This window comes from Streptomyces sp. NPDC005820 (genome assembly GCF_040630255.1).
GTDB lineage: Bacteria > Actinomycetota > Actinomycetes > Streptomycetales > Streptomycetaceae > Streptomyces.
Genome location: NZ_JBEXXE010000010.1, coordinates 23437 through 49118 on the forward strand (window position 1 = coordinate 23437; position 25682 = coordinate 49118).

The following is a 25682-nucleotide window of genomic DNA, read 5'->3' on the forward strand; positions in this document are numbered from 1 at the left end:
GCCGTCTTGGCTGGTCGCGCCCACGCGGCGGAGCCGCAAATCGATACAGCCCCGCGCCCCTGGTGGGTCCACTCGTCCTGCGTTCAATGTCTTGCGGAGGATGCACGGATCGAACGTGCGCGGGGTGTGACCCCCGACCGCGGTTTAGCAAACCGGTGCCTTGCCACTCGGCCAATCCTCCGGGTGGGCGGCCCACGCGAGAGCGACATCGCGTGCTCGAAGCGGCCGCCCCGGGCAGCTCCCCGTGCGACCGGGGCTTCCTGGAGGGGTAACTACTCCGAAGCCCGCCGCCGGCTGCCCTGTCGGGAGCTGGACGTACTGCCGTGCATGGACATCGCCCCGCTCCTCTCCCAGCTCGTGGTGGACGACAACCACTGTGCCCGGTGCACGAGTTGGGCGCCACTGAATAAAACAGGTGTGCTACCGGCGGCGCCACCTGCGGCGACGGGCCTTGCTGAAGAACCATCCGGCGGGCGGCTCGTCGGAGCGCCACGGCTGCGGTTCGGGCTCCTCGGCCCGCCAGCGTGCGGCGAGCATCCGGGCCCGGGCGGACGGCTCGGAGGTCTCGGCGGCCCGGACGAAGTCCTCGTCCAGAACGAGGTCGTCCCAGATCTCGTCACCCGATTCCTCGCGACCGCCGCGCTGTGACGTCCTGTCTGCCATCCCCGGCCTCCTGCCCTCCTGATGGGCCGCAATCCTTCGGCCCAGTGTGCCCGGGAGGAGGTGAAGCCCCCGTCAAGAGCGACGGAGGCCCCACTCCCGCCCCTTCTACTCCTCGCCCGCCAGCGTCAGCGCCCGCAGCTTCTGTCCCGCGTACCAGGTGGCCAGGACGGTCACCGCGACCAGCAGCACCGTCGCCGTCGTCAGTCCGACGTCGGAGGTGACCAGATCCCCGCCGGCCACCTTGTGGGCGACGGCCAGCGACCACTGCTGGACGCTGAGGGTGCGCGCGCCCGGCACCAGGGACCCGAACAGGGCCTCCCAGACCAGGGCGTAGACGAGCCCGAAGACCACCGCGTGCCGGGACACCGTGCCCAGCAGCAGGAAGAGGGCGGCGTAGGCGATGGAGGAGACCAGGGCCGCGACCGTGTAGGCCACGGCGATCTGCTGGCCGTTGCCGTTGAGGATGAACCCGGCGATCAGCGTCGGCAGGGCCGAGAACACCATGGTCACCGCGATCGCCACGATCAGCTTGGTGAAGATGATCGTCGGCCGCTTGATCGGCTTGGACAGCAGGTACACCACGGAACCGTCGTCGATCTCCGGGCCGATCGCGCCGGTGCCGGCGATGACGCCGATGATCGGCACCATCGTGGCCAGCCCGAGCCCGCCGAGCAGGTCGGCGGCCGTCTGGTCGTCGGGGCCGGTCAGGGCTCTGACGACCAGGGAGATCACGATCAGCAGCAGGGGCAGGGCGCCCAGGATGAGGGCCCGACGGCGGCCGAGCAGGGCCCGGTAGGTGAGCCGGGCGACTGTGGGGTCGTACATCTTCGGCCTCCTACGCCGCGACCAGGTACGAGAACACGGACTCGAGGGACTCGTCGGACGGCGAGACCGTCAGCAGCCGGATGCCGTGGTCCCTGGCGACCTTCGGCAGCAGCGCGGTGAAGCGGCCGAAGTCGACGGCCTGGACGCGCAGTGCGCCCTCGGCCAGGTCCACCTCGATGCCGGAGGTCGACGGGTCGGCGATCAGTGCGGCCGCGAGGGCGCGGTCGTCGCTGGAACGCACCAGATAGCGGTGCGGGCGGTCGGTCATGAGGCGGCGGATCCTGCGGAAGTCGCCGCTGGCCGCGTGCCGTCCGGCGACGACGACCTCGATGTGCCGGGCGAGCTGCTCGACCTCCTCGAGGATGTGGGAGGAGAACAGCACGGTGCGGCCCTCGTCGCCCATGCGCCGCAGCAGGTCCATGAGCTGCATGCGCTGGCGCGGGTCCATGCCGTTGAAGGGCTCGTCGAGCAGGAGCAGCGAGGGGTCGTGGACGAGGGCGCTCGCCATCTTCACGCGCTGTCGCATGCCCTTGGAGTAGGTCGCGATCTTGCGGTCCTGCGCGTACTCCATCTCCACCGTGGCCAGTGCCCGCTGGGCGGCCTTGTCACCGAGGCCGTGCAGTTCGGCGTTGGCGACTACGAACTCGCGGCCGGTGAGGAAGTCGTACATCGCCTCGCGCTCGGGGACGATGCCGATGTGCTTGTAGATGGCCTCGTTGCGCCAGACCTGCTCTCCGTCGAGGGTGACGGTGCCGGTGGAGGGGGCGAGGAAGCCGCCCATCATGTTGATCAGGGTGGACTTCCCGGCGCCGTTGGGGCCGAGCAGGCCGGTGACTCCGGGGCCGATGGTCATGGTGATGTCGTTGACGGCGACCACGTTGCCGAACCAGCGGGAGACATGGTCGATGTGGAGCGTGGTCACAGGCCCACCTTCCGGTAGCGGCGCATCAGGAGGCCGTAGCTGGCGGCGATCAGGCCGAGGACGACGAGGACGAACACGACGCCCTCACCGGTGCTCGGGCCCATGGCGCCGGGGTAGGCCGAGTCGGCGCCGAGGAAGGCGGACTGGACGCCGTCGATGAGGGTGACCGGCGAGAACAGTCCGATCCAGGGGACGGCGTCGGTGCTGTTCTGGGCGTCGGCGATGGCCTGGAGGGTGGAGACGGCGCCGTAGGAGATGGTCAGGACGGCGATGACGGCCGCGATGCCGAAGCCGCGGCGGGGGGTCACCGAGGCGATGACCAGGCCGATGCCGGCGAAGAGCAGGGAGAGCAGGGCCACGGAGACGAGTCCTTGGGCGAATCCCTTGGTCTGGTCGGCGAAGTCGAGCTTGGCCAGCAGCGCGCCGACGTAGAGCACGAGGAGGGGGGCGGCGGTGAGGACGAACAACGCGGAGGCCAGTGCCGCGTACTTGGCGCGTACGTAGTCCGCGGTCTCGATGGGCCGGGAGAAGTACAGCGGGACGGTCTTGAAGCGCAGGTCGCGGGAGACGGACTGGGGCGCCTGCGAGGCGACGTACAGGCTGATGACGGCCTGCATGATGATCGCGTAGCGCGTGTAGTCGACGGGGAGTTCCTTGGCCTTCGTGGCCACCGCGACGGCGACCATGATGGCCGCGGGCACGCACATCACCACGAACAGCAGCATGGGCAGCACCTTGGACTTCACCGAGCGGCCGAGGCCGTAGGCGCCGCGCAGGGACTGCGAGTACAGGGAGCGGCGGGCGTAGGCGCGGCCGAGGCGGGGGCCGTCGTAGCTGCGGTAGCCGATGTTGTGGATACGGGTCTGGTCCCCCGCGGGGGTGGTGACGGGCTGGTCAACCGCCATGGCCGACGGCCTCCTTCCTGGTCGTGTCGCCGTCCGGCGTCCGGCTGTCCGCGCTGTCGGTGAAGACCTCGGAGATGTGGTGCCGGCGCTGTTCCATGCGGACCAGGCCGATTCCGAGGTCGGCGACCACGTCGCGGACGAGGTCGTAGGTCTCCTCGCCCTGGGCGGTCAGCAGCAGGATGTGGCCGGCGCCGGGCAGGCCCGCGCCGGATTCCACGATCTCCACGCCGCGCGCGTGGAGTGCCTCGCGGACCGCGCGGGTGCCGTCCGGGTGGGCGTCGGTGTCGGTGACCTCGATCGCCAGGGTGGTGGTGGTCTGGGTGAAGTCGGTGGTGGAACTGGAGCGCAGGAGCTTGCCGCCGTCGACGACCACGACGTGGTCGCAGGTGCGCTCCAGTTCGCCCAGGAGGTGGGAGGTGACCAGGACCGAGATGCCGAAGTCGGTGTGGATGCGGCGGATGAGGCCGAGCATCTCGTCGCGGCCGACCGGGTCGAGGCCGTTGGTCGGCTCGTCGAGGAAGACCAGCTGAGGGTCGTGCACCAGGGCCTGGGCGAGCTTGACCCGCTGTTTCATGCCCGTGGAGTAGCCGCCTATGGGGCGGTAGCGCTCCTCGTACAGCCCGACATGGCGCAGGGTGTCCGCGGTGCGCTCGCGCGCGGCGGTGGGCGGCAGGCCGGACATGCGGGCCATGTGCACGACGAACTCGGTGGCCGAGACGTCGGGCGGCAGGCAGTCGTGTTCCGGCATGTAGCCGACCCGCTCGCGGATGGCGGCGCCCTTGGTGGCCACGTCGAGGCCGAGCACCTCGGCGCGGCCCTCGGTGGCGGGCGAGAGACCCAGCAGGATCTTGATGAGCGTGGACTTGCCGGCGCCGTTGGCTCCGACCAGTCCCGTCACACCGGGTCCGATGTCCACGGACAGCCGGTCGAGCGCGGTCACCCGGGGGAACCGCTTGCTCAGGCTTTCGGTCGCGATCACAGTCACAGCTTCGAATGTAGTGACGCGCGCCACGGACATCGTCAGACCTCAGAGCCGTCTTCGCCTCAGACCTCAGATGTACGGGTCCGTAGGGGGACCCCCTTCTTGAGAGTTACGGGAGGGCCTCACGACCTCCCTATTGACGCTTTCTCTAACAAGCGCCAGATTAGGCGTGGTCAAGTTACGGACACGTACCGCAGTCGGCGCGGGACCGGTGGACGACCGGTGGGACGAGGTGGCATGACGACGGCAGTGACGGGCGAACTCTCCGCCGAGCTGCGGGGATTCAGGCGGGTGCAGCGCCTGGCCTACGAGTGCGCCGAGGCGGTGGCGGCCCGGCTGGAACCGGGGGTCACGGAGCGCGACGCGGCGCGGATGCAGCGGGAGTGGCTGCGCGAGCGGGGGGTGCGCGACTGGTTCCACCTGCCATTCGCCTGGTTCGGGGACCGCACGGCCTTCGCGGGCTTCCGGATCCCGCTCCAGTGCTTCCCCACGGGCCGCCGGCTGGAGCCCGGGATGCCGTTCATCCTGGACATAGCCCCCGTCCTGGAGGGCTTCACGGCGGACATCGGCTACTCCGGCGCGCTCGGCGCCCACCCGGTGCAGGAGCGGCTGACGGCCGACCTGGAGGCGCACCGGGAGCTGATCCTGCGCGAGGTGCGGGAGCGGCGGTCGCTGCGGGAGATCTACGCGGACGTCGACCGCCTCATGGTCCGCCAGGGGTATGCCAACCGGCACCGGGCGTACCCCTTCGGGGTGATCGCCCACAAGGTGGACCGGGTGCGGGAGCGCCGGTTCTCGCCGCGTCTGTTCGGGTTCGGCACGCAGTCGCTGAAGGGGCTGGCGGCGGACGCGCTGCACGGGCACCGCGAGGGCTGGTCGCCGCTGTGGTCGCCGTACCGTTTCTCCGACCATCCGCCGCGGCCCGGGCTGTGGGCGGTGGAACCCCATCTCGGGTTCCGGGGCACAGGCGCCAAGTTCGAGGAGATCCTGGTCGTCACCGACTCCGTGGATCCCGAGGAGAGCGCCTTCTGGCTGGACGACGATCTGCCATGGGGGTCCCCCCGCGCGAGCGCATTCGAGCGTGGGGGAGTGCGGCGCTGGGCAGCAGGAAGGGCGGGGAAGTGACGGTGCTCCAGGGCGCGCGCGAGCGGTGGGTGCGGACCGGCGGTACGGACGGGATAGAGCTGTGCGTGGCCGAGCTGGGGGAACCCGGGCGGCCGGTGGTCGTGCTGGTGCACGGCTATCCGGACAGCAAGGAGGTCTGGTCCGAGGTCGCGGTCCGGCTCGCCGACCGGTTCCACGTGGTGCTGTACGACGTCCGGGGCCACGGGCGGTCCAGCGCACCGAGCCCGCTGCGGGGCGGGTTCACGCTGGAGAAGCTGACGGACGACTTCCTGGCGGTCGTGGACGCGGTGAGTCCGGACCGGCCGGTGCATCTGGTGGGGCACGACTGGGGCTCGGTGCAGTCCTGGGAGTTCGTGACCGTGGAGCGCACCAGGGGCCGGATCGCGTCCTTCACCTCGATGTCCGGACCGTCCCTCGATCACTTCGGTCACTGGATCAACAGGCGCCTCACCAGGCCCACTCCACGTCGGGTCGGTCAACTCCTCGGCCAGGGCGCCAAGTCCTGGTACGTGTATCTGCTGCACACGCCCGTCCTGCCCGAACTCGCCTGGCGCGGCCCGCTCGGCAGGCGCTGGCCCGCGATCCTGCGCCGGACCGAGCACATGCCGGGCGACGGCTACCCGACCTCGTCGCTGCCGTCGGACGCGGCCAACGGCGCCTGGCTGTACCGGGACAACGTACGGACCCGGCTGCGACGTCCGCGTCCCGACGCGCACGCGCACGTGCCCGTGCAGCTCATCACGCCCCTGGGCGACGCGTTCCTGTCGGAGCGGCTCTACGACGAACTGGAGCAGTGGGCTCCGCGGTTGACCCGGCGCACGCTTCCCGCGAAGCACTGGATCCCGCGGACGCGTCCCGACCGGCTCACCTCCTGGATCACGGAGTTCGTCACGTCCGTCGAGGCCACCGGGGAACCCGCGCCGCGGGCCACCGGGCGCCATGCCGACCGTTTCGGCGGGCAGTTGGTGCTGGTGACGGGCGCGGGCAGTGGCATCGGGCGGGCCACCGCGTTCGCGTTCGCCGAGGCCGGGGCACGGGTGATCGCCGTCGACCGGGACACGGAGAGCGCGGCCCGCACCGCCGACATGTCACGGCTCATCGGCGCCCCCGAGGCCTGGGCGGAGACCGTGGACGTCTCCGACGAACAGGAGATGGAGAAGCTCGCCGACAAGGTGCACGCCGAGTACGGGGTGTTGGACGTGCTGGTGAACAACGCCGGGGTGGGGCTGTCCGGTTCGTTCTTCGACACCACCTCCGAGGACTGGCGCCGGGTGCTGGACGTCAACCTGTGGGGGGTCATCCACGGGTGCCGGCTCTTCGGCAGGCGGATGGCCGAGCGCGGTCAAGGCGGTCACATCGTCAACACCGCGTCCGCCGCCGCCTTTCAGCCGTCCAGGGCGCTGCCCGCCTACAGCACGTCCAAGGCGGCCGTCCTGATGCTGAGCGCCTGCCTGCGCGCCGAACTGGCCGGTCAGGGCATCGGCGTTACGGCGATCTGTCCCGGACTGGTGAACACCGGCATCACCGCCACGGCCACCTTCGTGGGCGTCGACGCGGCGGAGGAGAAGCGCCGCCAGAAGCGCGCCACACGCGCGTACGGACTGCGCAACTACCCGCCGGAGAAGGTCGCGGACGCGATCCTGCGCGCCGTGGTCCGCAACGAGGCCGTGGTCCCGGTGACACCGGAGGCGCGCGGTGCGCACGCTCTGTCGCGGTTCGCGCCCGGGGTGTTGAGGGCGCTCGCCCGGGTGCAGCCGCCGGTCTGAGGTGACTTGGGCCGCCCTGTCCCAAGTCACGCCTCGTCGCGCGACCTTGGCGAAAGACCCGGGCGGGGCGGCCAGTTGTCCACAGAAACGCCAACTCGCCTGTGGATAACCACTGTTGGTTGTGGATCAAACCTCGGCCCCAAAAGAAAATGCGTGATCCACGTCTCCCCCGTCATGCTGAGGGCATGGACCCCAGACGCACCGTGAAGGTGTCGAAGTACCTCTCCAAGCATCTGCGCCACCAGCCCGAGCGCATCGGCCTCACCCTCGACGAGGCCGGCTGGGTCGAGATCGACCGGCTGATCGCGGCATGCGCCGCCCACGGCTTCCGCTTCACCCGGGACGAACTGGACCATGTCGTCGACACCAACGACAAGAAGCGCTTCGCGATCGAGGGCACCCGGATCCGCGCCAGCCAGGGCCACAGCATCGAGGTGGAGCTCGGCCTGCCCCCGGCGACCCCGCCGCCGTACCTCTACCACGGGACCGTGGCGCGCTCCGTGGACGCGATCCGGGCCGAGGGGCTGCGGCCGATGAACCGGCACGACGTGCACCTCTCCGCCGACCGGGAGACCGCGACCCGGGTGGGCGCCCGCCGGGGACGCCCCGTCGTCCTGTCCGTGGACACCGGCGCGATGCACCGGGAGGGCCATGTCTTCCACCTCAGCGCCAACGGCGTGTGGCTGACGAAGGCCGTACCGCCGCAGTATGTGCGGTTCCCCGAGAAGCACTGACCCTGCATGATCGGCGACATGGACCACCTCCCCACCACCGAGGCCGCGGTCACCGCGCTCCGCGCGATCGCCGACACCTATGGCCTCGCCTTCGAGGTCACCCACGACATCGGCGCCGACCGCACCTCCCGCCGCACGGCCGCGGGCGTGGGCGTCACCACCGACCCGGACGGCTCGCTGCCCCACGAGGCCCATGTGGAGCTGGGCGGCCGGCCCGCCGTGAGCGTACGGCTCTACCCGGACGACGACGCCCTCATCACCGTCGACGGCGTGGAATGCCCCGACGTGGACCGCGACGACGTCCCCGCCTTCCTCCGCGCCCTCTACGAGGGCCACGCCTGGGTCAAGGCGCGCCGCTTCCCGCCGAGCCACACCCTGATGGTGCCGCTGCCGGGCGACCGGGTGCACAAGGAGCACCTCCCGATGAGCCTCAGTCCGTGGCTGGCCGGTCGCGTACGGTGACTGTTTCACGTGAAACACGGCCGTCCGCATACGCTCGATGACATGAGTCTGCGCCTGAGCACCGTGATCCTCCCGTACCGCCGCTGGAACGAAGGGGGCCGTTCGGCGTGGACGCGGGCCGAGCAGCTCGGTTTCCACACGGGCTACACCTACGACCATCTGTCCTGGCGCAGCTTCCGAGACGGCCCCTGGTTCGGCGCCATCCCCACGCTCACGGCCGCCGCTGCCGTCACCGACCGGCTGCGGCTGGGCACCCTGGTGACCTCGCCGAACTTCCGGCACCCGGTGACGCTCGCCAAGGAACTGATCTCCCTGGACGACATCTCCGGCGGCCGGGTGACGCTCGGCATCGGCGCGGGCGGCACCGGCTTCGACGCCACCGCCCTCGGCCAGGAGCCGTGGACCCCGCGTGAGCGGGCCGACCGGCTCGCCGAGTTCGTCCCGCTGCTCGACCGGCTGCTCACCGAGGACTCCGTGTCGCACGAGGGCGCCTTCTACGCGGCGCACGAGGCACGCAACATCCCCGGCTGCGTCCAGCGTCCCCGGCTGCCCTTCGCCGTCGCGGCGACCGGTCCGCGCGGACTGCGGCTGGCAGCCCGGCACGGTCAGGCGTGGGTGACCACCGGAGACCCCAAGCTGTACGAGCACGGCACCCCCGAGCAGTCGGTTCAGGCCATTCGCGGCCAGGTCGAGAAGCTGACCGCAGCCTGTGGCGCCGAGGGCCGGGACGTGAACGAGCTGGAGAAGATCCTGCTCACCGGGTTCACCCCGGACCGCGGCCGGCCGCTGGAGTCCGTGGACGCCTTCGTCGACTTCGCGGGACGGCATCAGGAGCTCGGCTTCACCGAGCTGGTGCTCCACTGGCCCATCCCGGACTCCGACTTCGCCGCGGACGAGAAGGTCTTCGAGCAGATCGCCATGGAGGCCCCAGCCCAACTCGGCTGACGCCGACCGCCGGTCGCCGACCGCGAAGACCGGCCGCCTGAGCCCTTCCTGCTGTCTCAGGTGTGCGGGCTCTCGCACGGCCGTGCGGGCATATGCGCGAGAATGGCCGGGTGACCTCAGCGACTCGACAGCCCGAGACCCCGACCCCCGCCCTCCCGCCGCGGCTGATCGCCACCGATCTCGACGGCACTCTGCTGCGTGACGACAAGTCGGTGTCACCGCGCACGGTCGCCGCCCTCGCCGCCGCCGAGGAGGCGGGCATCGAGGTCTTCTTCGTCACCGGCCGCCCCGCCCGCTGGATGGACGTCGTCAGCGAGCACGTCCACGGACACGGCCTGGCGATCTGCGGCAACGGCGCCGCCGTGGTCGATCTGCACGGCGGCCCCGGCACCCACCGGTTCGTGAAGGTGCGCGAGCTGGAGCGGAACAACGCGCTGGACGCCGTACGGCTGCTGCGCGACGCGGCGCCCGGCACGATGTACGCGATCGAGCAGACGTACGGCTTCCACCAGGAGCCGGAGTACCCGAAGATGCACATGGAGGTCCCGGACAACCTCGCGCTCGCCGAGGAGTTGCTGGCGCCGGACGGACTCGCCGCCGGTGAGCCCGTGCTGAAGATCCTCGCGTTCCACCCCACGCTCGACCCGGACGCCTTCCTCACCCTGGCCCGCGTGGCCATCGGCGACCGCGCCAACGTCACCCGGTCCAGCCCCAGCGCCCTGCTGGAGATCAGCGGCCCGGACGTCTCCAAGGCCAGCACGCTCGCCCTGTGCTGCGCCGAGCGCGGGATCTCGCACGAGGAGGTCGTCGCGTTCGGGGACATGCCCAACGACGTCGAGATGCTGACCTGGGCGGGCCGCTCGTACGCGATGGGCAACGCGCACCCCGACGTGATCGCCGCCGCCTCCGGGCAGACGGTCGCCAACAACGAGGACGGGGTCGCCGTCGTGATCGAGCGGCTGATCGCCGAGCGGCGGTAGGCCTCCGCCCGCCTAGGCAACCGGCACCCCGCGGTCCGCCAGCCACGGCACCGGGTCGATCGACGAGCCCAGCTCGGGCGTGACCCGTACCTCGAAGTGCAGATGCGGGCCGGTGGAGTTCCCCGAGGTGCCGGACTGCCCGATCCACTGCCCGGCAGACACCCGGTCGCCCTGGTCGACCGTCACGGCGGCGAGATGGGCGTACTGGGTGCAGTAGCCGTCGGCATGCCGGATCACGACCTGGATGCCGAACGCGCCCCCGCACGCCACCCGCACCACCCGCCCCGCGCCCACCGCCCGCACCGGCGTCCCGATCGGCACCGCGAAGTCCTGCCCCGTGTGCCGGTTCACCCAGCGGTCACCGCCGCTGCCGAAGCCCGCGGACAAGGTGTACGTCTCCACCGGGGTGACCCACTCGCCCAGGACGCCCGGGGACGGCCGGTCGAGCCGTACGGCGCCACGGCACGCGCCCGCGGCCACCGAGGCGTCCGCCTGCCCCTGCAGCTCCCACCGCGCCTGTTCCAGGGTGTCCTCGATGCCCTTCTTCACCTCGGCGAGTTCGACGCGCCTGCGCTCGACCTCCTGCCAGGCCGCGACCGCCCGCCCCTCGTCGGCGGCCAGCCGTGTCTCGGCCCGGCGGCTCTTCTCCAACGCGTTGTCCACGGCCAGGCTCGCCTGGGAGAACAGGTGCTGACCGCGCATCAGCCGCTCCGGATCGGCCGCCAGCAGCATCTGCGCGACGACCGGGAGCCCGCCCCCGGTGCGGTACTGGGCACGGGCGAAACGGCCCAGGTCCTCGCGCAGCACCGCGGTCTCCCGCCGTTCCCGGCCCAGAAGTTCCTCCAGCCGCCGGACCTCGCCCTGCTGCGCCTCCGCCGCGCGCCGCCCCGTCTCGTACCGCTGCGCGGCCACGGCCGCGTCCTCGTACAGCCGCGCCACCCGCGTACTGAGCCCGGAGTCCGCGCCGTCGCCGGGCTCCCCGTCGGCGGCTGTGGGGCGGGCCGCGAGCAGGGCCGCACCGCACAGCAGGACCACGACGAGCCGGGAACGACGGCGAAGTGAGCGCATGTCAGCGATCGTGACCCGGCCGGCGGCCCCGGTCCTGTCGAAGGCGTACGCCCGGGGGACGCCTCACCCCGGATGGCTCAACCCGAGAGCTCCGCGCCCACCAGCAGGTCCGCCGCCGCCTCCCGCTCGACCATCCCCCGCAACGGTCCCTCCACGGCCGCCAGTTCCGCGTACGTGCCGCGCTGCACGATCCGGCCCGCGTCCAGGACGACCACCTCGTCCACCGCTCCGAGACCGGCCAGCCGGTGGGTGATGAGCAGGGTGGTACGGCCCTCGGTCGCGGCGAGCAGGTCCGCGGTGAGCGCGTCGGCGGTCGGCAGGTCGAGATGCTCGGCGGGCTCGTCGAGCACCAGCACGGGGAAGTCGGCGAGCAGCGCGCGGGCCAGCGCCAGGCGCTGCCGCTGGCCGCCGGAGAGCCGGGCCCCGTGCTCGCCGACGAGCGTGTCGAGCCCGTCGGGCAGTCCGTCCGCCCACTCCAGCAGCCGGGCCCGCGCCAGCGCGTCGCGCAGCTCGTCCTCGCTCGCGCCCTTCCGCGCCAGCAGCAGGTTCTCGCGCACCGAGCTGTCGAAGAGATGCGCGTCCTGGGCGCACAGCCCGACCAGGCGGCGCACATCGTCGCCGTCCAGGGCCGCGGCGTCCACCCCGCCGAGGGTGTACGAGCCCGCGCCGACGTCCAGGAAGCGCAGCAGCACCTGGGCGAGGGTCGTCTTGCCGGAGCCGGAGGGCCCCACCACGGCGATCCTGCGCCCCTGCGCCAGGGTGAGGTCGACTCCGGCGAGCGCGTCCCGGTCCTGCCCGGCGTGGCGGGCGGTCAGCCCCTTGACGACGAGCGGGAACGGCGACGCGGGCGCCTGCCGGGGCAGCTCCGGCTCACGCACCGGGTCGGGGGAGTCCAGCACCTCGTACACCCGCTCGGCGCTCCGGCGCACCCGCTGGCGGTACTGCACGGCCAGCGGCAGCCCCAGGACGGCCTCGAAGGCGGCCAGCGGGGTCAGGACGACCACCGCCATGGTCACCCCGTCCAGCCGCCCGGCGGCGACCGCCTGGGCGCCCACGAGCGCCGCGGCGGCCACGGTCAGCCCGGAGACGAGCGCGGTCAGCCCGTCGCCCAGGGCGGTGGCCGTGGCGGCCCGCGAGGCGATCCGGGTGAGCACGCCGTCGGCGGCCCGCACCCCGGCCCTGCGGGCGGGCAGGGCGCCCGCGACGGTCAGTTCGGCGGTGCCGGTGAGCAGGTCGGCGGTACGGGTGGCGAGCACGCCCCGGGCGGGGGCGAGCCGGCGTTCGGCCCGGCGGGCCACCGCGCCGGTGACCAGCGGGACGCCCACCCCGGCCGCGAGCAGCCCGGCGGCGAGCACCGCGCCCGCCTCCGGCAGCAGCCACGCCGTGAACGCCACCGACCCGGCCGACACCACGGCGGCGGCAGCGGCGGGCAGCAGCCAGCGCAGCCAGTAGTCCTGCAGGGCGTCCACGTCGGCGACCAGCCGCGTCAGCAGGTCGCCCCGCCGGGTCGTGCGCAGTCCGGCGGGCGCCAGCCGCTCCAGGCGCCGGAACACCGCCACCCGGGTGTCGGCGAGCATCCGCAGCACGGCGTCGTGCGACACGAGCCGCTCCGCGTACCGGAACACCGCCCGGCCGATGCCGAAGGCGCGGGTCGCCGTCACCGCCACCATCAGGTACAGCACCGGCGGCTGCTGCGAGGCACGCGAGATCAGCCACCCGGAGGTGGCCATGAGCCCGACGGCGCTGCCGAGGGCGAGAGCGCCCAGCAGCAGCGCGAGAGCGAGCCGGCCCCGACGGGCGCCCGCCATGCCCCGGACCCGGGCGAGCACCCCGCGTCGGGGGGCGGCGGGAGTGGTCTCGGGGACAACCGGTGTCCTGGGCGCCGTCGCCTCCGGCGGGGTGGTGGCCGCCGTGCCCCCGGCAGCGGACCGTCGGGGGCCGGCGTCGGCCGGCTCCTCCAGCCGTACGATCCGGTCCGCCACGCCCAGCAGCGCCGGCCGGTGGACGACCAGGAGGACCGTCCGGCCGGCCGCCAGCCGCCGTACGGCCGTCACGATCTCGGCCTCCGTCCCGCCGTCGAGCGCGGCCGTCGGCTCGTCGAGCAGGAGGACGGGCCGGTCGGCGAGGAAGGCCCGGGCCAGGGCGAGACGCTGGCGCTGGCCCGCGGAGAGGCCGGTACCGTCCTCGCCCAGGGGAGTGTCGACGCCCTCGGGCAGCGCGGCCACGAAGTCCAACGCCCCGGCGTCCGCCAGCGCCCGCCGTACGGCCGCCTCGTCGGCGTCGGGACGCGCCAGCCGTACGTTCTCCGCGATCGTCCCGGCGTACAGGTGCGGGCGCTGCGGCACCCAGGCGATCCGTGACCGCCACTGCTCCGGGTCGAGGTCGGCGAGGTCGGCTCCCCCGATCCGCACCCGGCCCCCGGTGGGCCGCACGAAGCCCAGCAGGGTGTGCAGCAGGGTCGACTTGCCCGCGCCGCTCGGCCCGACCAGCGCGACGGTCTCCCCCGGCGCGACGGTGAACGACACGTCGGAGAGGGCGTCGGCCGCGCGGCCCGGGTAGCGGACCGTCACGCCCTCGAAGGCCACCGGGCCCTCCGGGACCCGGGTCGTGCCCGGGGCCGGGACCGGTGTCTCCAGCACGGCGAAGATCTCCTCGGCGGCCGCGAGCCCCTCGGCGGCCGCGTGGTACTGCGCGCCGACCTGCCGCAGCGGCAGATACGCCTCGGGCGCGAGCACCAGGATGACCAGGCCGATGTACAGGTCCATCTCACCGTGCACGAGCCGCATGCCGATCGTCACGGCGACCAGGGCCACCGAGAGGGTCGACAGCAGCTCCAGCGCGAACGACGAGATGAAGGCGATCCGCAGCGTCCGCATGGTCGCCCGGCGGTACTCGCCGGTGATCCGTCGGATGGACTCGGCCTGAGCCTTGGCCCGCCCGAACACCTTCAGCGTCGGCAGCCCGGCGACCACGTCCAGGAAGTGCCCGGAGAGCCGGGACAGCAGCCGCCACTGACGGTCCATCCGCGACTGGGTGGCCCAGCCGATGAGCACCATGAAGACCGGAATCAGCGGGAGGGTGCCGACGACGATGGCCGCCGACACCCAGTCCTCGGTGACGATCCGCGCCAGCACCGCGACCGGCACGACCACCGCGAGCCCCAGTTGGGGGAGATAGCGCGCGAAGTAGTCGTCGAGGGCGTCGACTCCCCGGGTGGCCAGGGCGACCAGGGAGCCGGTGCGCTGTCCGCCCAGCCAGCCGGGACCGAGAGCGGTGGCCCGCTCCAGGAGCCGCCCCCGCAGCTCCGACTTCACCGCCGCGCTCGCCCGGTGGGCGGCGAGTTCGGTGAGCCAGGAGACCAGGGCACGGCCGCCCGCAACCGCCGCCAACAGCAGCAGGGGAGTGCGGAGCCCGGAGACGCCCAGCCCGTGCTGGAAGGCGCCGACCACCACTTCGGCGATGAGCATCGCCTGGGCGATGACCAGGAGTGCCCCGACGGCGCCCAGGCCGACCACGGCCACCAGGAAGAGCCGGGTGGCCCGGGCGAATCTCAGCAGACGCGGATCGATTGGTTTCACGTGAAACACACCTCAGTGGGCGACATCGGCGGCGATGTGCTGAGTGCCGATCCGCTTGCGGAAGACCCAGTAGGTCCAGCTCTGGTAGAGCAGGACGAGCGGGGTGGCGATCCCCGCGCACCAGGTCATGATCTTCAAGGTGTACGGGCTGGACGAGGCGTTGGTGACCGTGAGGCTCCAGTCCTCGTTCAGGCTGGACGGCATGACGTTCGGGAAGAGCGTCAGGAAGAGCATGGCCACGGCGGCCACGATGGTCACGCCGGAGAAGGCGAACGACCAGCCCTCGCGCCCCGCCTGGTTGGCCACGAGCGCCGCGACCAGGGCGGCGACCGCGACGACCAGCGCGACGAGGCTCTTGGCGTCACCGCTGTCGACCTGGGTCCACAGCAGGAAGACCAGCGCGACCACGGCCGTGACGAGACCGACGTACAGCGCCAGCTTCCGTGCCCGCTCCCGGATCTCGCCGACGGTCTTGAGGGCCGTGAAGACCGCGCCGTGGAAGGTGAACAGCGTCAACGTCACCAGACCGCCGAGGAGGGCGTACGGGTTGAGCAGGTCCCCGACGGTCCCGACGTACTCGAAGTGCCGGTCGATCTTCACCCCGTGCACGATGTTGCCGAAGGCCACGCCCCACAGGAACGCCGGCAGCAGCGAGGTCCAGAAGATCGCGGTCTCCCAGTTGCGCTGCCAGTTCTCCTCCGGCCGCTTCGCCCGGTACTCGAAGGCGACGCCCCGGACGATCAGGCAGACCAGGATCAGCAGCAGCGGCAGGTAGAAACCGGAGAAGAGCGTGGCGTACCACTCGGGGAAGGCGGCGAAGGTGGCGCCGCCGGCCGTGAGCAGCCACACCTCGTTGCCGTCCCAGACCGGGCCGATGGTGTTGATCAGCACCCGCTTCTCGGGCCGGTCGCGGGCGAGCAGCTTGGTGAGGATGCCGACTCCGAAGTCGAACCCCTCCAGGAAGAAGTAGCCGGTCCACAGGACGGCGATGAGGACGAACCAGACGTCGTGCAGTTCCATGACTGTGCAGCTCCCTCGGCCTAGTAGGAGAAGGCCATCGGCTTGTCGGCGTCACGGGAGTCGCCGCCGATCTTCGTGGGCGGGTTCAGGTCGGCCTCGGTGAGCTCGGGCGGGCCGGCCTTCACGTACTTCGCCAGCAGCTTGACCTCGACGACGGCGAGGACGGCGTACAGGGCCGTGAAGACGATCATCGAGGTGAGTACCTCGGCCTGGGAGACCCCGGGGGAGACCGCGGCGCGGGTCTGCAGGACGCCGTAGACGACCCAGGGCTGGCGGCCCATCTCGGTGAAGATCCAGCCCCAGGAGTTGGCGATCAGCGGGAAGCCGAGGGTCCAGATCGCGACCAGCCAGTACAGCCGGGAGAGCTTGGGGTCGAGGGCCTTGTTGCGGAAGAGCACCAGATGGGGCACCTCGTCGTCGGCGACCCTCAAGTGCTGCGGGAGCATGAACTTCTTGCGGGTGAGCCAGAGTCCGGCGAGGCCGATGGCGAAGGAGGCCATGCCGAAACCGATCATCCAGCGGAAGCCCCAGAAGGTGACCGGGATGTTGGGCCGGTAGTCGCCGGGGCCGAACTTCTCCTGCTCGGCCTTGTTGACGTCGTTGATGCCGGGGACGTACGAGGTGAAGTCGTCGTTGGCGAGGAAGGACAGCAGGCCGGGGATCTCGACGGCCACGCTGTTGTGGCCCTTCTCCACATCGCCGTAGGCGAAGATCGAGAACGGCGCGGAGTCCTGGCCGTCCCAGAGCGCCTCGGCGGCGGCCATCTTCATCGGCTGCTGCTTGAACATCACCTTGCCGAGGACATCGCCGCTGATCGCGGTGAGCAGTCCGGCGATGACGACGGTGACGAGGCCCAGCCGCAGCGAGGTCTTCATCACGGTGACGTGCTTCTTGCGGAAGAGGTGGAAGGCGGCGATGCCGACCATGAAGGCGCCACCGGTCAGGAAGGCCGCCGACATGGTGTGGAAGACCTGGCTGAGCGCGGTGTTCTGGGTCAGCACGGCCCAGAAGTCGGTGAGCTCGGCGCGGCCCTTCTCCTTGTTGATCCGGTAGCCGACCGGGTGCTGCATCCAGGAGTTGGCCGCGAGGATGAAGTAGGCCGACAGGATCGTGCCGATCGAGACCATCCAGATGCAGGCCAGGTGGATCTTCTTCGGCAGCTTGTCCCAGCCGAAGATCCACAGGCCGATGAAGGTGGACTCGAAGAAGAACGCGATCAGGGCCTCGAAGGCCAGCGGGGCGCCGAACACATCGCCGACGAAGCGCGAGTAGTCGGACCAGTTCATGCCGAACTGGAACTCCTGCACGATGCCGGTGACGACGCCCATCGCGATGTTGATCAGGAAGAGCTTGCCCCAGAACTTGGTCGCCCTGAGGTACTTCTCCTTCTCCGTGCGCACCCAGGCGGTCTGGAGCCCCGCGGTGAGAGCCGCGAGGGAGATCGTCAGGGGAACGAACAGGAAGTGGTAGACGGTCGTGATGCCGAACTGCCAGCGCGCCAGGGTCTCCGGCGCCAAAGCCAGGTCCACGTCGCCGCTCCTTACCTCACAGGCTTGTGGAACATACGCTCAGCGAGCGCTTGTGAAAGCGTTCACATTCACAAGCTAGTATGACAAACACCTTCGGGACAAGAGAAAGGGGGTCCCGCTTACCGCCGGGAACCCCCTCCACACGCCTTCTGACCAGCACAAACGGACTGGTGTCGGCTACATCTCCCTGCGGAACCCCTCCGCCGCCTTCAGGAAGATGTCGTTCGCCTCTGCCTCACCCACCGTGACCCGGACACCCTCCCCGGGGAACGGCCGGACCACGACCCCGTGCTGCTCGCACTCCGCCGCGAACGCCGCCGTCCGCTCCCCCAGCCGCAGCCACACGAAGTTGGCCTGGCTCTCGGGCACCGCCCAGCCCTGGGCGCGCAGCCCCCCGACCACCCGGGCGCGCTCGCCCACCAGCGAACCGACCCGGCCGAACAGCTCGTCCTCGGCGCGCAGCGAGGCGACCGCCGCCTCCTGCGCCAGCTGGCTCACCCCGAACGGCACCGCCGTCTTGCGCAGCGCCTCCGCCACCGGCTCATGGGCGATCGCGAAGCCCACCCGCAGCCCGGCCAGACCGTACGCCTTCGAGAACGTGCGCAGGACGCAGACGTTCGGCCGGCTCCGGTACAGCTCGACGCCGTCCGGCACCTCGGGGTCGCGGATGAACTCCCGGTAGGCCTCGTCGAGGACCACCAGCACATCGCCCGGCACCCGGTTGAGGAACCGTTCCAGCTCGGCTCGACGGACGACCGTGCCGGTGGGGTTGTTGGGGTTGCAGACGAAGATCAGCCGGGTCCGGTCGGTGATCGCGTCGGCCATCGCGTCCAGGTCGTGGACGTCCCCCTCGGTGAGCGGCACCTGCACCGCGGTGGCGCCGCTGATCTGGGTGATGATCGGGTACGCCTCGAAGGAGCGCCAGGCGTAGATCACCTCGTCGCCGGGGCCCGCCGTCGACTGGACCAGCTGCTGGGCGACGCCGACCGAGCCGGTGCCGGTGGCGACGTGGGAGGCGGGCACGCCGAAGCAGCCGGAGATCTCCTCCACCAAGGCCGTGCACGCCAGGTCCGGGTAGCGGTTGAAGGTGGCGGCGGCGGCCGTCACGGCCTCCATCACCCCGGGCAGCGGCGGGTAGGGGTTCTCGTTGGAGGACAGCTTGTAGGCCACGGGACCGCCGGCCGCGGCGGGCTTGCCAGGCTTGTAGGTGGGAATCCCCTCCAGCTCGGCACGCAGCTTGGGGCTCGTCTCGCTCACCGCAGTCCTCCTCGTGACCACACCACCGGCTCCGGCTCCCGGCTTCAATACTGCTCACCTTATGAGGATTCGGGTCGGGTGCGTACAGGCGCGTACGGATCTCCGCGACCTCTATGGACGAAGCCGCACGAAGGCGTACACGTCAGGGGGCGCGGCATACATATATCTATGCGCCGGTGGCTCACGCCGTGGCGCGCATCCCTCGTACAGGTGAGTTGAGACCTCTTCGAAACATCGGTGCGTTGGCAGGCTCATCCGTGCCAACACGTCACGTCTTGGGATACTCACGCCCAACTGACTTGGTTTCTAAGGCATTTGACGGCTGACGACCTTGCAGAAACGTGCCTGTCAACGCGTGCATATGCGTCCGCCCTACCCCACCGGATGAGCCCTACTATCGGCTCGCCATGACAGCAGCAGGGAAGCACCAGGTGAGCCGCGCGGAAACCTCACGCCGAGGCAACCGGCCGGGCCGGGCGGGCATCAGGGACGTGGCCGCCGCCGCCGGAGTGTCCATCACGACCGTCTCCGACGCCCTCAACGGCAAGGGCAGGCTCCCCGACGCCACCCGACGCCATGTCCGCGAGGTCGCCGACCGACTGGGTTACCGGCCCTCGGCCGCGGCCCGAACCCTCCGTACCGGCAAGTCGGGCCTCATCGGTCTGACCGTGACGACGTACGGGGATGAACCTTTCACCTTCACCGAGTTCGCGTACTTCGCGGAGATGGCGCGCGCCGCCACCTCGGCCGCGCTCGCCCGCGGCTACGCGCTCGTCATCCTCCCCGCGACCTCGCGCCACGACGTGTGGTCGAACGTCGCCCTGGACGGCACGGTCGTCATCGATCCGTCCGACCAGGATCCGGTGGTCAGCGAGCTCGTGCGCCAGGGTTTACCCGTGGTCTCCGACGGCCGCCCGGTCGGCTCGCTGCCGGTGACCGCCTGGGTCGACAACGACCACGAGGCCGCCGTGCTCGACATCCTCGACCACCTGGCCGACGCCGGCGCCCGCCGGATCGGCCTGCTGACGGGGACCACGACGGACACGTACACGCATCTGTCGACCACGGCGTATCTGCACTGGTGCGAGCGGGTCGGGCAGGATCCGGTGTACGAGGCCTACCCCGCCCACGATCCGTGCGCGGGCGCCGTCGCGGCCGACCGGCTGCTCGCCCGCCCGGACCGCCCCGACGCGGTCTACGGGCTGTTCGACCCCAACGGCACCGATCTGCTCGCCGCCGCCCGCCGCTACGGGCTGCGGGTGCCGGAGGATCTGCTGCTGGTGTGCTGCAGCGAGTCCACGGTGTACGCCAGCACCGAGCCGCCCATCACCACGCTCTCCCTGAAGCCCCGCCGCATCGGTACGGCGGTGGTCCAACTCCTCATCGACGCGATCGAGGGCGTGGACGCGGACTCGCCGGTCGAACAGGTGATACCGACCGAACTGATCATCCGTACCTCTTCTCAGCGACGCCCACCACGCACGACGGTGAGCCCGCCTCGGACGCCGGAGAAGGGGTAGCGGGGGGACGGGCGACGGGGGACAAGGAGACCGAAGGAAGGCACCGGAGGGGGCGCACGCGGTGCCACCGGAGGGGGCGCGGGGCCTGAAGGGGCTACCGGCCGGGGGCGTGCAGGGAGCCTCAGGGCGGCCGGAGTGAGGGCGCGGGGCCTGAAGCGGCTACCAGCCGGGGGCATGCAGGGAGCCTCAGGACGGCCGGAGTGAGGGCTCGGGGCCTGAAGGGGTGATCAGTGGGGGTGTGGGGGGCCTGAAGGTTCGACCGGCGGGGGCGCGGGGAGGCCTAGGGGGTGACCGGCGGAGGTGCCAGGAGGCCGAGGGGCGACTCGCAGAGGTTCGGGAGCTGGCAAGGCCTCCTGCCGAAGCCTCCTGCCAGGCGTCCTCCCCGCGTCCTTGCCGAGGCGTCCACGCCCCTTGCCGAGGGCTCTCACCGGCCTACCGGGGCATGCCGACGCCCTGCCAGCACCCTGCCGACGCCCTACCAGCACCCTGCCGACGCCCCACCAGCGCCCTACCAGCGCCCTACCGACGCCCTGTCGGCGCTCCCCCGCGTCCCTGTGAGTGGGCGGCATGGCGGGGGCGCGCGGGCCCGGCGGCGGGTGCGCGGTACCGCGCGGGTGTGTTCGTCGTATCGCCTCGCGGTCGTATGTCGGCCGTTGCCCGGCCGTCGGTGCAGTCGGCCGGTGCCGTGTCGGGCGTGTCCGTGTGGTCCGGCCGTCCGGCCATCCGGTGCCGCCCCGGGAAACCGGTCCTCCGCCCCCACGGCGGGGCCCGGCGCGTATGAGTGTCGTGTGCGCCGGGTGTGTGCGGGCTGCCGAAGCCCGGCCCAATCGGGGCGAAAGCCGCGATGAACTGGAGCCTTGCGCCGATTCAGCACCCCTGGGTCATCACACGGCTCGATCCGCATTCCTATGATGGGCGCACGGCACCGCGGGCGGCTTCGACCAAGCAGCCCGCAGGGTGCAGCTGCGGCGCGATGGTGGAGGGGTCTGATGACTCAGGGGGCCGGTCAGGGACCGGAGGCGGAGCGGACGGCGACGTTGCGCGACTTCCGGGTACCCGCTTACGTGCACGAGACCGGTCCGTTCGACCAGAACACGCACCCGGGTAACGTCACGCCGCCCTTGGAGGACGCCCTGGAGCATCCGGAGGGCTACACGCCCACACAACGCGACCTGCCGGTCATCCACCGCGGCGACACCCTCCAGGTGCCCGTGGACCCGGCGCCCGCCCCCGCACCGCAGCCCTCGGCCGGCCCGGGACCCCTGTTCGTCGTCGGCGACGTACACGGCTACCTCGACGAGCTGCTGGCCGCGCTCCAGGAGAAGGGCCTGATCGACTCGGCCGGCAACTGGTGCGCGGGCACCGCCCGGCTGTGGTTCCTCGGCGACTTCACCGACCGCGGCCCGGACGGCATCGGCGTCATCGACCTCGTCATGCGGCTGTCCGCCGAGGCCGCGGCCGCCGGCGGCTACTGCAAGGCCCTCATGGGCAATCACGAGCTGCTCCTGCTCGGCGCCAAGCGGTTCGGCGACACCCCCGTCAACTCCGGCGCGGGCACCGCCACCTTCCAGGCGGCCTGGCTGCTCAACGGCGGCCAGAAGAACGACATGGACCGCCTCCAGGACCACCATCTGCAGTGGATGGCGCGGCTCGACGCCGTCGAGGAGGTCGACGGCCATCTTCTCGTCCACTCCGACACCACCGCCTACCTCGACTACGGCGACTCGATCGAGGCGGTCAACGACACCGTCCGCGAGACGATCACCCGCAACGACGCGGACGAGGTGTGGGATCTCTTCCGCAAGTTCACCAAGCGCTTCTCCTTCCGGGACGAAGGTGGAGCCGACGCCGTCCGTTCCCTGCTCGATACGTACGGCGGCACCCGGATCGTTCACGGACACAGCCCGATTCCGTATCTCCTGGGCGAAGTCGGCTCCGAGGAGGACGAGGACGGCGACGGCCCGCACGTCGCGGGACCGCACGTCTACGCCGAGGGACTGGCCATCGCGATGGACGGCGGCGTGACGATGGCCGGAAAGCTGCTGGTCCAGCAACTGCCGCTGGACGACTGAGCGTTCAGGGGGCGGATGTCCAAGCGCTCGCTCGGCGGGCGCACGCCCTCCCGAAGCGGTCGGCGGCGGTGCAGGCCGGCGGCCAATTTCGGCAAACCCCCTGTCACCGCAGGCCGTCGCCGCTCTACCATCGGCTTATCCGTAGCAGGCTCCCCTCCGTTTCTGCCCGACGGCTCGTTGGCATGCGAGCCCCAAGCCCTACGGAGCATCGGGGGATGCACATGAACAGCGTTCCGCAGCACCTGCACAGTGAGGACCGCCAGGAGTACGAACGGGTCCTCGACGAGGCGCTGCGCTCCGCACCACACCACCCGGAACCGGCCGCTGTGGGTCAGCGGCTCAACCCCGAACAGCTGCGCACCATGGCGCTCAACGCCTCCGCGCTCATCACGGCGGCCGCGGCGACCGAGTACCAGCACTACATAAAGGTCCGCGAGGAACTGCGCCACCCGGCGCCGTCCACCCCCTCGTCCCCGCACGAGTCCGGCTCGGGGGAGCCGGGCGCGGGCGCGGTGGGGCTCGCGGCCACCATGGGAGACGCGGCGCAGGCCGCCGAGGCCGCCGGAGCGGGCGCCGTGGCCGTCGCCGCCGTGCTCACCCCCGTCCTCGCCGGAACCGCCGCGGTGATCTTCCTGCTGGTCGGCTACCTCCTGCGGGCGGTCGACCCGGACCGGACGGCCGCCCACGCCATGCTCAACGTCGGCTGGACGTTCGGAGCGATCGCCGCGCTGGCGATCCTCGTCGCCACCGTCGGACTGCTGCTCACCGCGCTGCGCAACCGTCCCTCGCTGGAGGCGGGATCGTACGGCGAACTGAACGACGAGGTCGAGCGGGCGAGGGACGCCTGGCGGGAGGCCCTCCTGGAGCGGGGCATCCTGCCGTTCCTGCGGGAGGCCCTCGCCGACCAGAGCACGAGCGTCCTGTCCCCGGAACCGGCCCCGCCCGCCCCCACCGGCCGCCTGCCGAAGATCGGGTACGACCGTCCGGGCTTCACCAGCCCCGACGACGGCCCCGCGGCCGGCCCGCGCCCGAGCTTCACCAGCCCGGACTACACGAGCCCGGACTTCGGCGGCCCGGAGCACCTGCCGGAATAACCCCTCGGCTTGCGCCCCCGCATACCTGGGGTCGGGGAGCGCAAGCCGATCGGTGGGGCGACCGGAGCGCTGGGTGATTTGACCGGTGGGTGATCAGAGGATGCCGGCGTGTCCGGCCGCCGTGATCCAGGACGGGAACTCCGACAGCAGCCGGTCGTAGAGTTCCTGATCCGGTACGGAGCTGATGTCGTCCACGGCGAAGAAGCCGACGTTGTCCACGCGCCGGCCCGGGAGGGTGTCGAACCGCTCCAGAACGCCGTAGTTGGACCGGCCGAGCCCCACGAACTGCCAGAAGACCGGCTCCTCGACCGCCGCACGCAGCTCCTGCTCGATCGCCGCGTCCCGGTAGACCCCTCCGTCGGAGAAGAACAGCACCAGCGTGGGCAGGGGCACGGGATTCTCCCGTACATACGCCCTGACCTCGGCGATCGCCTTCTGCTCCTCGTTCTGGATGCCGACCGCCCGCATGTCCACCTGCCCCGCCTCCAGCCCCTTGCGGGGTTTCTTGCCGCGGCGGAACAGGCTGATCTCGCCCACCCGCACATGCAGCCCCAGCCACTCGGGGAGTTCGGCCAGGCGGAGATCGGGAAGCCGGGCGGGGTTGCTGGCGAACGTCCAGGCCTGCATCTCGCCGTCGTCGTCTAGCTGCGCGGCGACCGCGGCCATGCGCTCCACCACGTCCGCCACCACGCCGCGCGAGTACAGGAACGCCATGGATCCGGAGGCGTCCAGCACCAGCAGGATCCGCGCCCGGACACCGGCGGCGCCGCGCTTGCTGAGACTGACGGCGACCTGTTCCTTGCGCAGGGAGAGCCGCTTGCGCATGTCCACGGGGAGCTGCTCCTCGCCCTTGACCAGGCGGGGGGCGGCTGTGACGGGTGGGGTGGGCGTGGGCGGCGCCGAGGTCGGCGGGGCGGGGACCGACGGAGCAGTCCGGGCGGGGACCGGCGAAGCCGTCGGGGCGGGGACCGACGGAGCAGTCCGGGCGGGGGCCGGCGGAGCCGTCGGGGCGGGGGCCGGCGGAGCGGTCCGGGTGGCGGCCGGCGGAGCCGTCGGGGCGGGGGCCGGCGGAGCGGTCCGGGTGGCGGCCGGCGGAGCCGTCGGGGCGGGGGCCGGCGAAGCGGTCCGGGTGGGCGGCGGCTCCTCGTCGACCGTGATGCCGAAATCGGTGGCCAGTCCGGCGAGTCCGGAGGCGTACCCCTGGCCGATGGCGCGGAACTTCCAGCGCCCCTCGCGCAGATACAGCTCGCCGCAGAGGAACGCGGTCTCCGTGTCGGCCCGCATCTCGAAGCGCGCCAGTTCGGCACGGCCGTCCGGGCCGAGCAGCCGGAGCGTGAGTCCGGCCACCTGCCCGAAGGTGCCGCCGTCGGCCGACGCGCCCAGCACCACCCGCGTGACGGCGCTCTCCAGCGAGCCGAAGTCCACCTGGACCGTGTCGGTCATGACCCCGTCGGCCCGTTGCTTGCCGAGGTGGGTGACGGCGCCGGACGTGTGTCGCGGCTGGTTGTAGAAGACGAAGTCACCGTCGTCCCGGACGCGTCCGGCGGCGGTCAGCAGCAGTGCGGAGGCGTCGATGTCCGGCCCTCCGGTCCCCTCGGACCAGCTGAGCTCCGCCCGGACGGCGGAAGAGTCGACCGGCACGTTCGCGCCCTTGCTCATGGATCGCGCGTTCATGGACTCAGTCAAGCACCGACGCCCTTGATGACGGATCCGGGTCGGCGGATCGTGAGAGGAGTCCACCGCCCGCACGCCTGCCCGCACGCCCACCCATCCGCCCGTCCGCCCGACAACCGAGGAAGCCCCCATGACCCGTATGACCTCCATGACCTCTCTGCGCGTGAAGGCCTTCGACCACCTGGTCCTCAATGTCGGCGATGTCGAGAGGGCCCTCGACTTCTACGCCGGACGCCTCGGCCTGGAACCGGTCCGCGTCGCCGAGTGGCGGGCCGGCGAGGTCCCCTTCCCGTCGGTGCGGATCACCCCCGAGACCATCGTCGACCTGGTCGACCGGCCCCGCGGCGAGTCGAACGTCGACCACATATGTCTCACCGTCGACCCCCTGGACTGGGAGGAGTTCATCGCCTCGGAAGCCTTCACCGTCCTCGAGGGCCCGGCACAACGCTTCGGCGCGCGCGGCGTCGCCACCTCGGTCTACATCGCGGACCCGGACGGCAACACCGTGGAACTCCGCTGGTACCCACAGGACGCCGCCCCGTCCTGACCGGGAGTGCCCGG

21 protein-coding genes and 1 tRNA gene are annotated in these 25682 nt (G+C 71.5%); 10 read left to right on the top strand and 12 right to left on the bottom strand.

The genetic code is table 11. The features are described 5' to 3' along the window. Nucleotides 1-94: 94 nt before the first annotated feature. The 6 genes from ABZ464_RS14070 to ABZ464_RS14095 form a co-directional block, all read right to left on the bottom strand. Nucleotides 95-181: transfer RNA gene (locus tag ABZ464_RS14070), tRNA-Ser, on the bottom strand. A 239-nt stretch (nt 182-420) separates the two neighbouring features. Further along, nucleotides 421-663, bottom strand: coding sequence for a hypothetical protein (locus tag ABZ464_RS14075; RefSeq protein ID WP_359275684.1), 243 nt, complete (start codon nt 661-663; stop codon nt 421-423). Nucleotides 664-768: 105 nt separating this feature from the next. Continuing rightward, nucleotides 769-1488 carry an ABC transporter permease gene (locus ABZ464_RS14080; RefSeq protein WP_359275687.1) on the bottom strand — a complete coding sequence of 240 codons (720 nt, stop codon included), beginning with the start codon at nt 1486-1488 and terminating at the stop codon, nt 769-771. A gap of 10 nt (nt 1489-1498) precedes the next feature. Then, nucleotides 1499-2410 (bottom strand): ABC transporter ATP-binding protein, encoded by a 912-nt coding sequence (locus tag ABZ464_RS14085; protein WP_359275689.1) that lies wholly within the window; start codon nt 2408-2410, stop codon nt 1499-1501. Beyond that, entirely contained in the window at nt 2407-3315 is a 909-nt protein-coding gene (locus ABZ464_RS14090; RefSeq protein ID WP_359275692.1) for an ABC transporter permease, read from the bottom strand. The genes ABZ464_RS14085 and ABZ464_RS14090 overlap by 4 nt, the downstream gene beginning before the upstream one ends. Next, entirely contained in the window at nt 3305-4294 is a 990-nt protein-coding gene (locus ABZ464_RS14095) for an ABC transporter ATP-binding protein (RefSeq protein WP_359276183.1), read from the bottom strand. Before ABZ464_RS14095 ends, ABZ464_RS14090 begins: the two co-directional genes overlap by 11 nt. 240 nt (nt 4295-4534) lie before the next feature. Between ABZ464_RS14095 and ABZ464_RS14100 the strand changes: the two genes are divergently transcribed. The 6 genes from ABZ464_RS14100 to ABZ464_RS14125 all read left to right on the top strand — a co-directional run bounded on the left by ABZ464_RS14100 (nt 4535) and on the right by ABZ464_RS14125 (nt 10309). Continuing rightward, nucleotides 4535-5422, top strand: coding sequence for a M24 family metallopeptidase (locus tag ABZ464_RS14100; RefSeq protein ID WP_359275694.1), 888 nt, complete (start codon nt 4535-4537; stop codon nt 5420-5422). Next, nucleotides 5419-7188: an SDR family oxidoreductase gene (locus ABZ464_RS14105; protein ID WP_359275697.1), complete on the top strand. Its 1770-nt coding sequence runs from the start codon at nt 5419-5421 to the stop codon at nt 7186-7188. Before ABZ464_RS14100 ends, ABZ464_RS14105 begins: the two co-directional genes overlap by 4 nt. 185 nt (nt 7189-7373) lie before the next feature. Next, nucleotides 7374-7922 carry an RNA 2'-phosphotransferase gene (locus ABZ464_RS14110; protein ID WP_359275700.1) on the top strand — a complete coding sequence of 183 codons (549 nt, stop codon included), beginning with the start codon at nt 7374-7376 and terminating at the stop codon, nt 7920-7922. Nucleotides 7923-7940: 18 nt separating this feature from the next. Beyond that, nucleotides 7941-8384 (top strand): hypothetical protein, encoded by a 444-nt coding sequence (locus ABZ464_RS14115; RefSeq protein WP_359275703.1) that lies wholly within the window; start codon nt 7941-7943, stop codon nt 8382-8384. Nucleotides 8385-8426: 42 nt separating this feature from the next. Next, entirely contained in the window at nt 8427-9329 is a 903-nt protein-coding gene (locus tag ABZ464_RS14120) for an LLM class flavin-dependent oxidoreductase (RefSeq protein WP_359275705.1), read from the top strand. Between the two features lie 92 nt (nt 9330-9421). Continuing rightward, nucleotides 9422-10309 carry a Cof-type HAD-IIB family hydrolase gene (locus ABZ464_RS14125; RefSeq protein ID WP_359275708.1) on the top strand — a complete coding sequence of 296 codons (888 nt, stop codon included), beginning with the start codon at nt 9422-9424 and terminating at the stop codon, nt 10307-10309. A 12-nt stretch (nt 10310-10321) separates the two neighbouring features. Here the strand turns inward: ABZ464_RS14125 and ABZ464_RS14130 are convergent, their stop codons facing one another. The 5 genes from ABZ464_RS14130 to hisC all read right to left on the bottom strand — a co-directional run bounded on the left by ABZ464_RS14130 (nt 10322) and on the right by hisC (nt 18761). Beyond that, on the bottom strand, nt 10322-11377 hold the full coding sequence (locus ABZ464_RS14130; RefSeq protein ID WP_359275711.1) for a M23 family metallopeptidase: 1056 nt from the start codon (nt 11375-11377) through the stop codon (nt 10322-10324). 77 nt (nt 11378-11454) lie between these two features. Then, a complete protein-coding gene (gene cydD, locus ABZ464_RS14135) occupies nt 11455-14955 on the bottom strand; it encodes a thiol reductant ABC exporter subunit CydD (protein ID WP_359275714.1) in 3501 nt (1166 codons plus the stop codon). 12 nt (nt 14956-14967) lie between these two features. Further along, the gene (gene cydB / locus ABZ464_RS14140) at nt 14968-15975 is read right to left on the bottom strand and encodes a cytochrome d ubiquinol oxidase subunit II (RefSeq protein ID WP_359275717.1); all 1008 of its coding nucleotides are present in this window, start codon (nt 15973-15975) and stop codon (nt 14968-14970) included. A 20-nt stretch (nt 15976-15995) separates the two neighbouring features. Beyond that, nucleotides 15996-17504: a cytochrome ubiquinol oxidase subunit I gene (locus ABZ464_RS14145; protein ID WP_359275720.1), complete on the bottom strand. Its 1509-nt coding sequence runs from the start codon at nt 17502-17504 to the stop codon at nt 15996-15998. A 177-nt stretch (nt 17505-17681) separates the two neighbouring features. After that, on the bottom strand, nt 17682-18761 hold the full coding sequence (hisC, locus tag ABZ464_RS14150; protein WP_359275722.1) for a histidinol-phosphate transaminase: 1080 nt from the start codon (nt 18759-18761) through the stop codon (nt 17682-17684). A 407-nt stretch (nt 18762-19168) separates the two neighbouring features. Between hisC and ABZ464_RS14155 the strand changes: the two genes are divergently transcribed. From ABZ464_RS14155 to ABZ464_RS14165, 3 genes are all read left to right on the top strand, one after another. After that, a complete protein-coding gene (locus ABZ464_RS14155) occupies nt 19169-20281 on the top strand; it encodes a LacI family DNA-binding transcriptional regulator (RefSeq protein ID WP_359275725.1) in 1113 nt (370 codons plus the stop codon). A 989-nt stretch (nt 20282-21270) separates the two neighbouring features. Continuing rightward, on the top strand, nt 21271-22353 hold the full coding sequence (locus ABZ464_RS14160; protein ID WP_359275727.1) for a metallophosphoesterase: 1083 nt from the start codon (nt 21271-21273) through the stop codon (nt 22351-22353). A gap of 215 nt (nt 22354-22568) precedes the next feature. Then, nucleotides 22569-23447, top strand: coding sequence for a hypothetical protein (locus ABZ464_RS14165; protein WP_359275730.1), 879 nt, complete (start codon nt 22569-22571; stop codon nt 23445-23447). A gap of 93 nt (nt 23448-23540) precedes the next feature. Here ABZ464_RS14165 and ABZ464_RS14170 read toward each other — a convergent pair whose 3' ends face one another. Continuing rightward, a complete protein-coding gene (locus ABZ464_RS14170; protein ID WP_359275733.1) occupies nt 23541-25121 on the bottom strand; it encodes a VWA domain-containing protein in 1581 nt (526 codons plus the stop codon). Nucleotides 25122-25260: 139 nt separating this feature from the next. Between ABZ464_RS14170 and ABZ464_RS14175 the strand changes: the two genes are divergently transcribed. Continuing rightward, the gene (locus tag ABZ464_RS14175) at nt 25261-25668 is read left to right on the top strand and encodes a VOC family protein (protein ID WP_359276185.1); all 408 of its coding nucleotides are present in this window, start codon (nt 25261-25263) and stop codon (nt 25666-25668) included. The last annotated feature ends 14 nt before the right edge of the window (nt 25669-25682 follow it).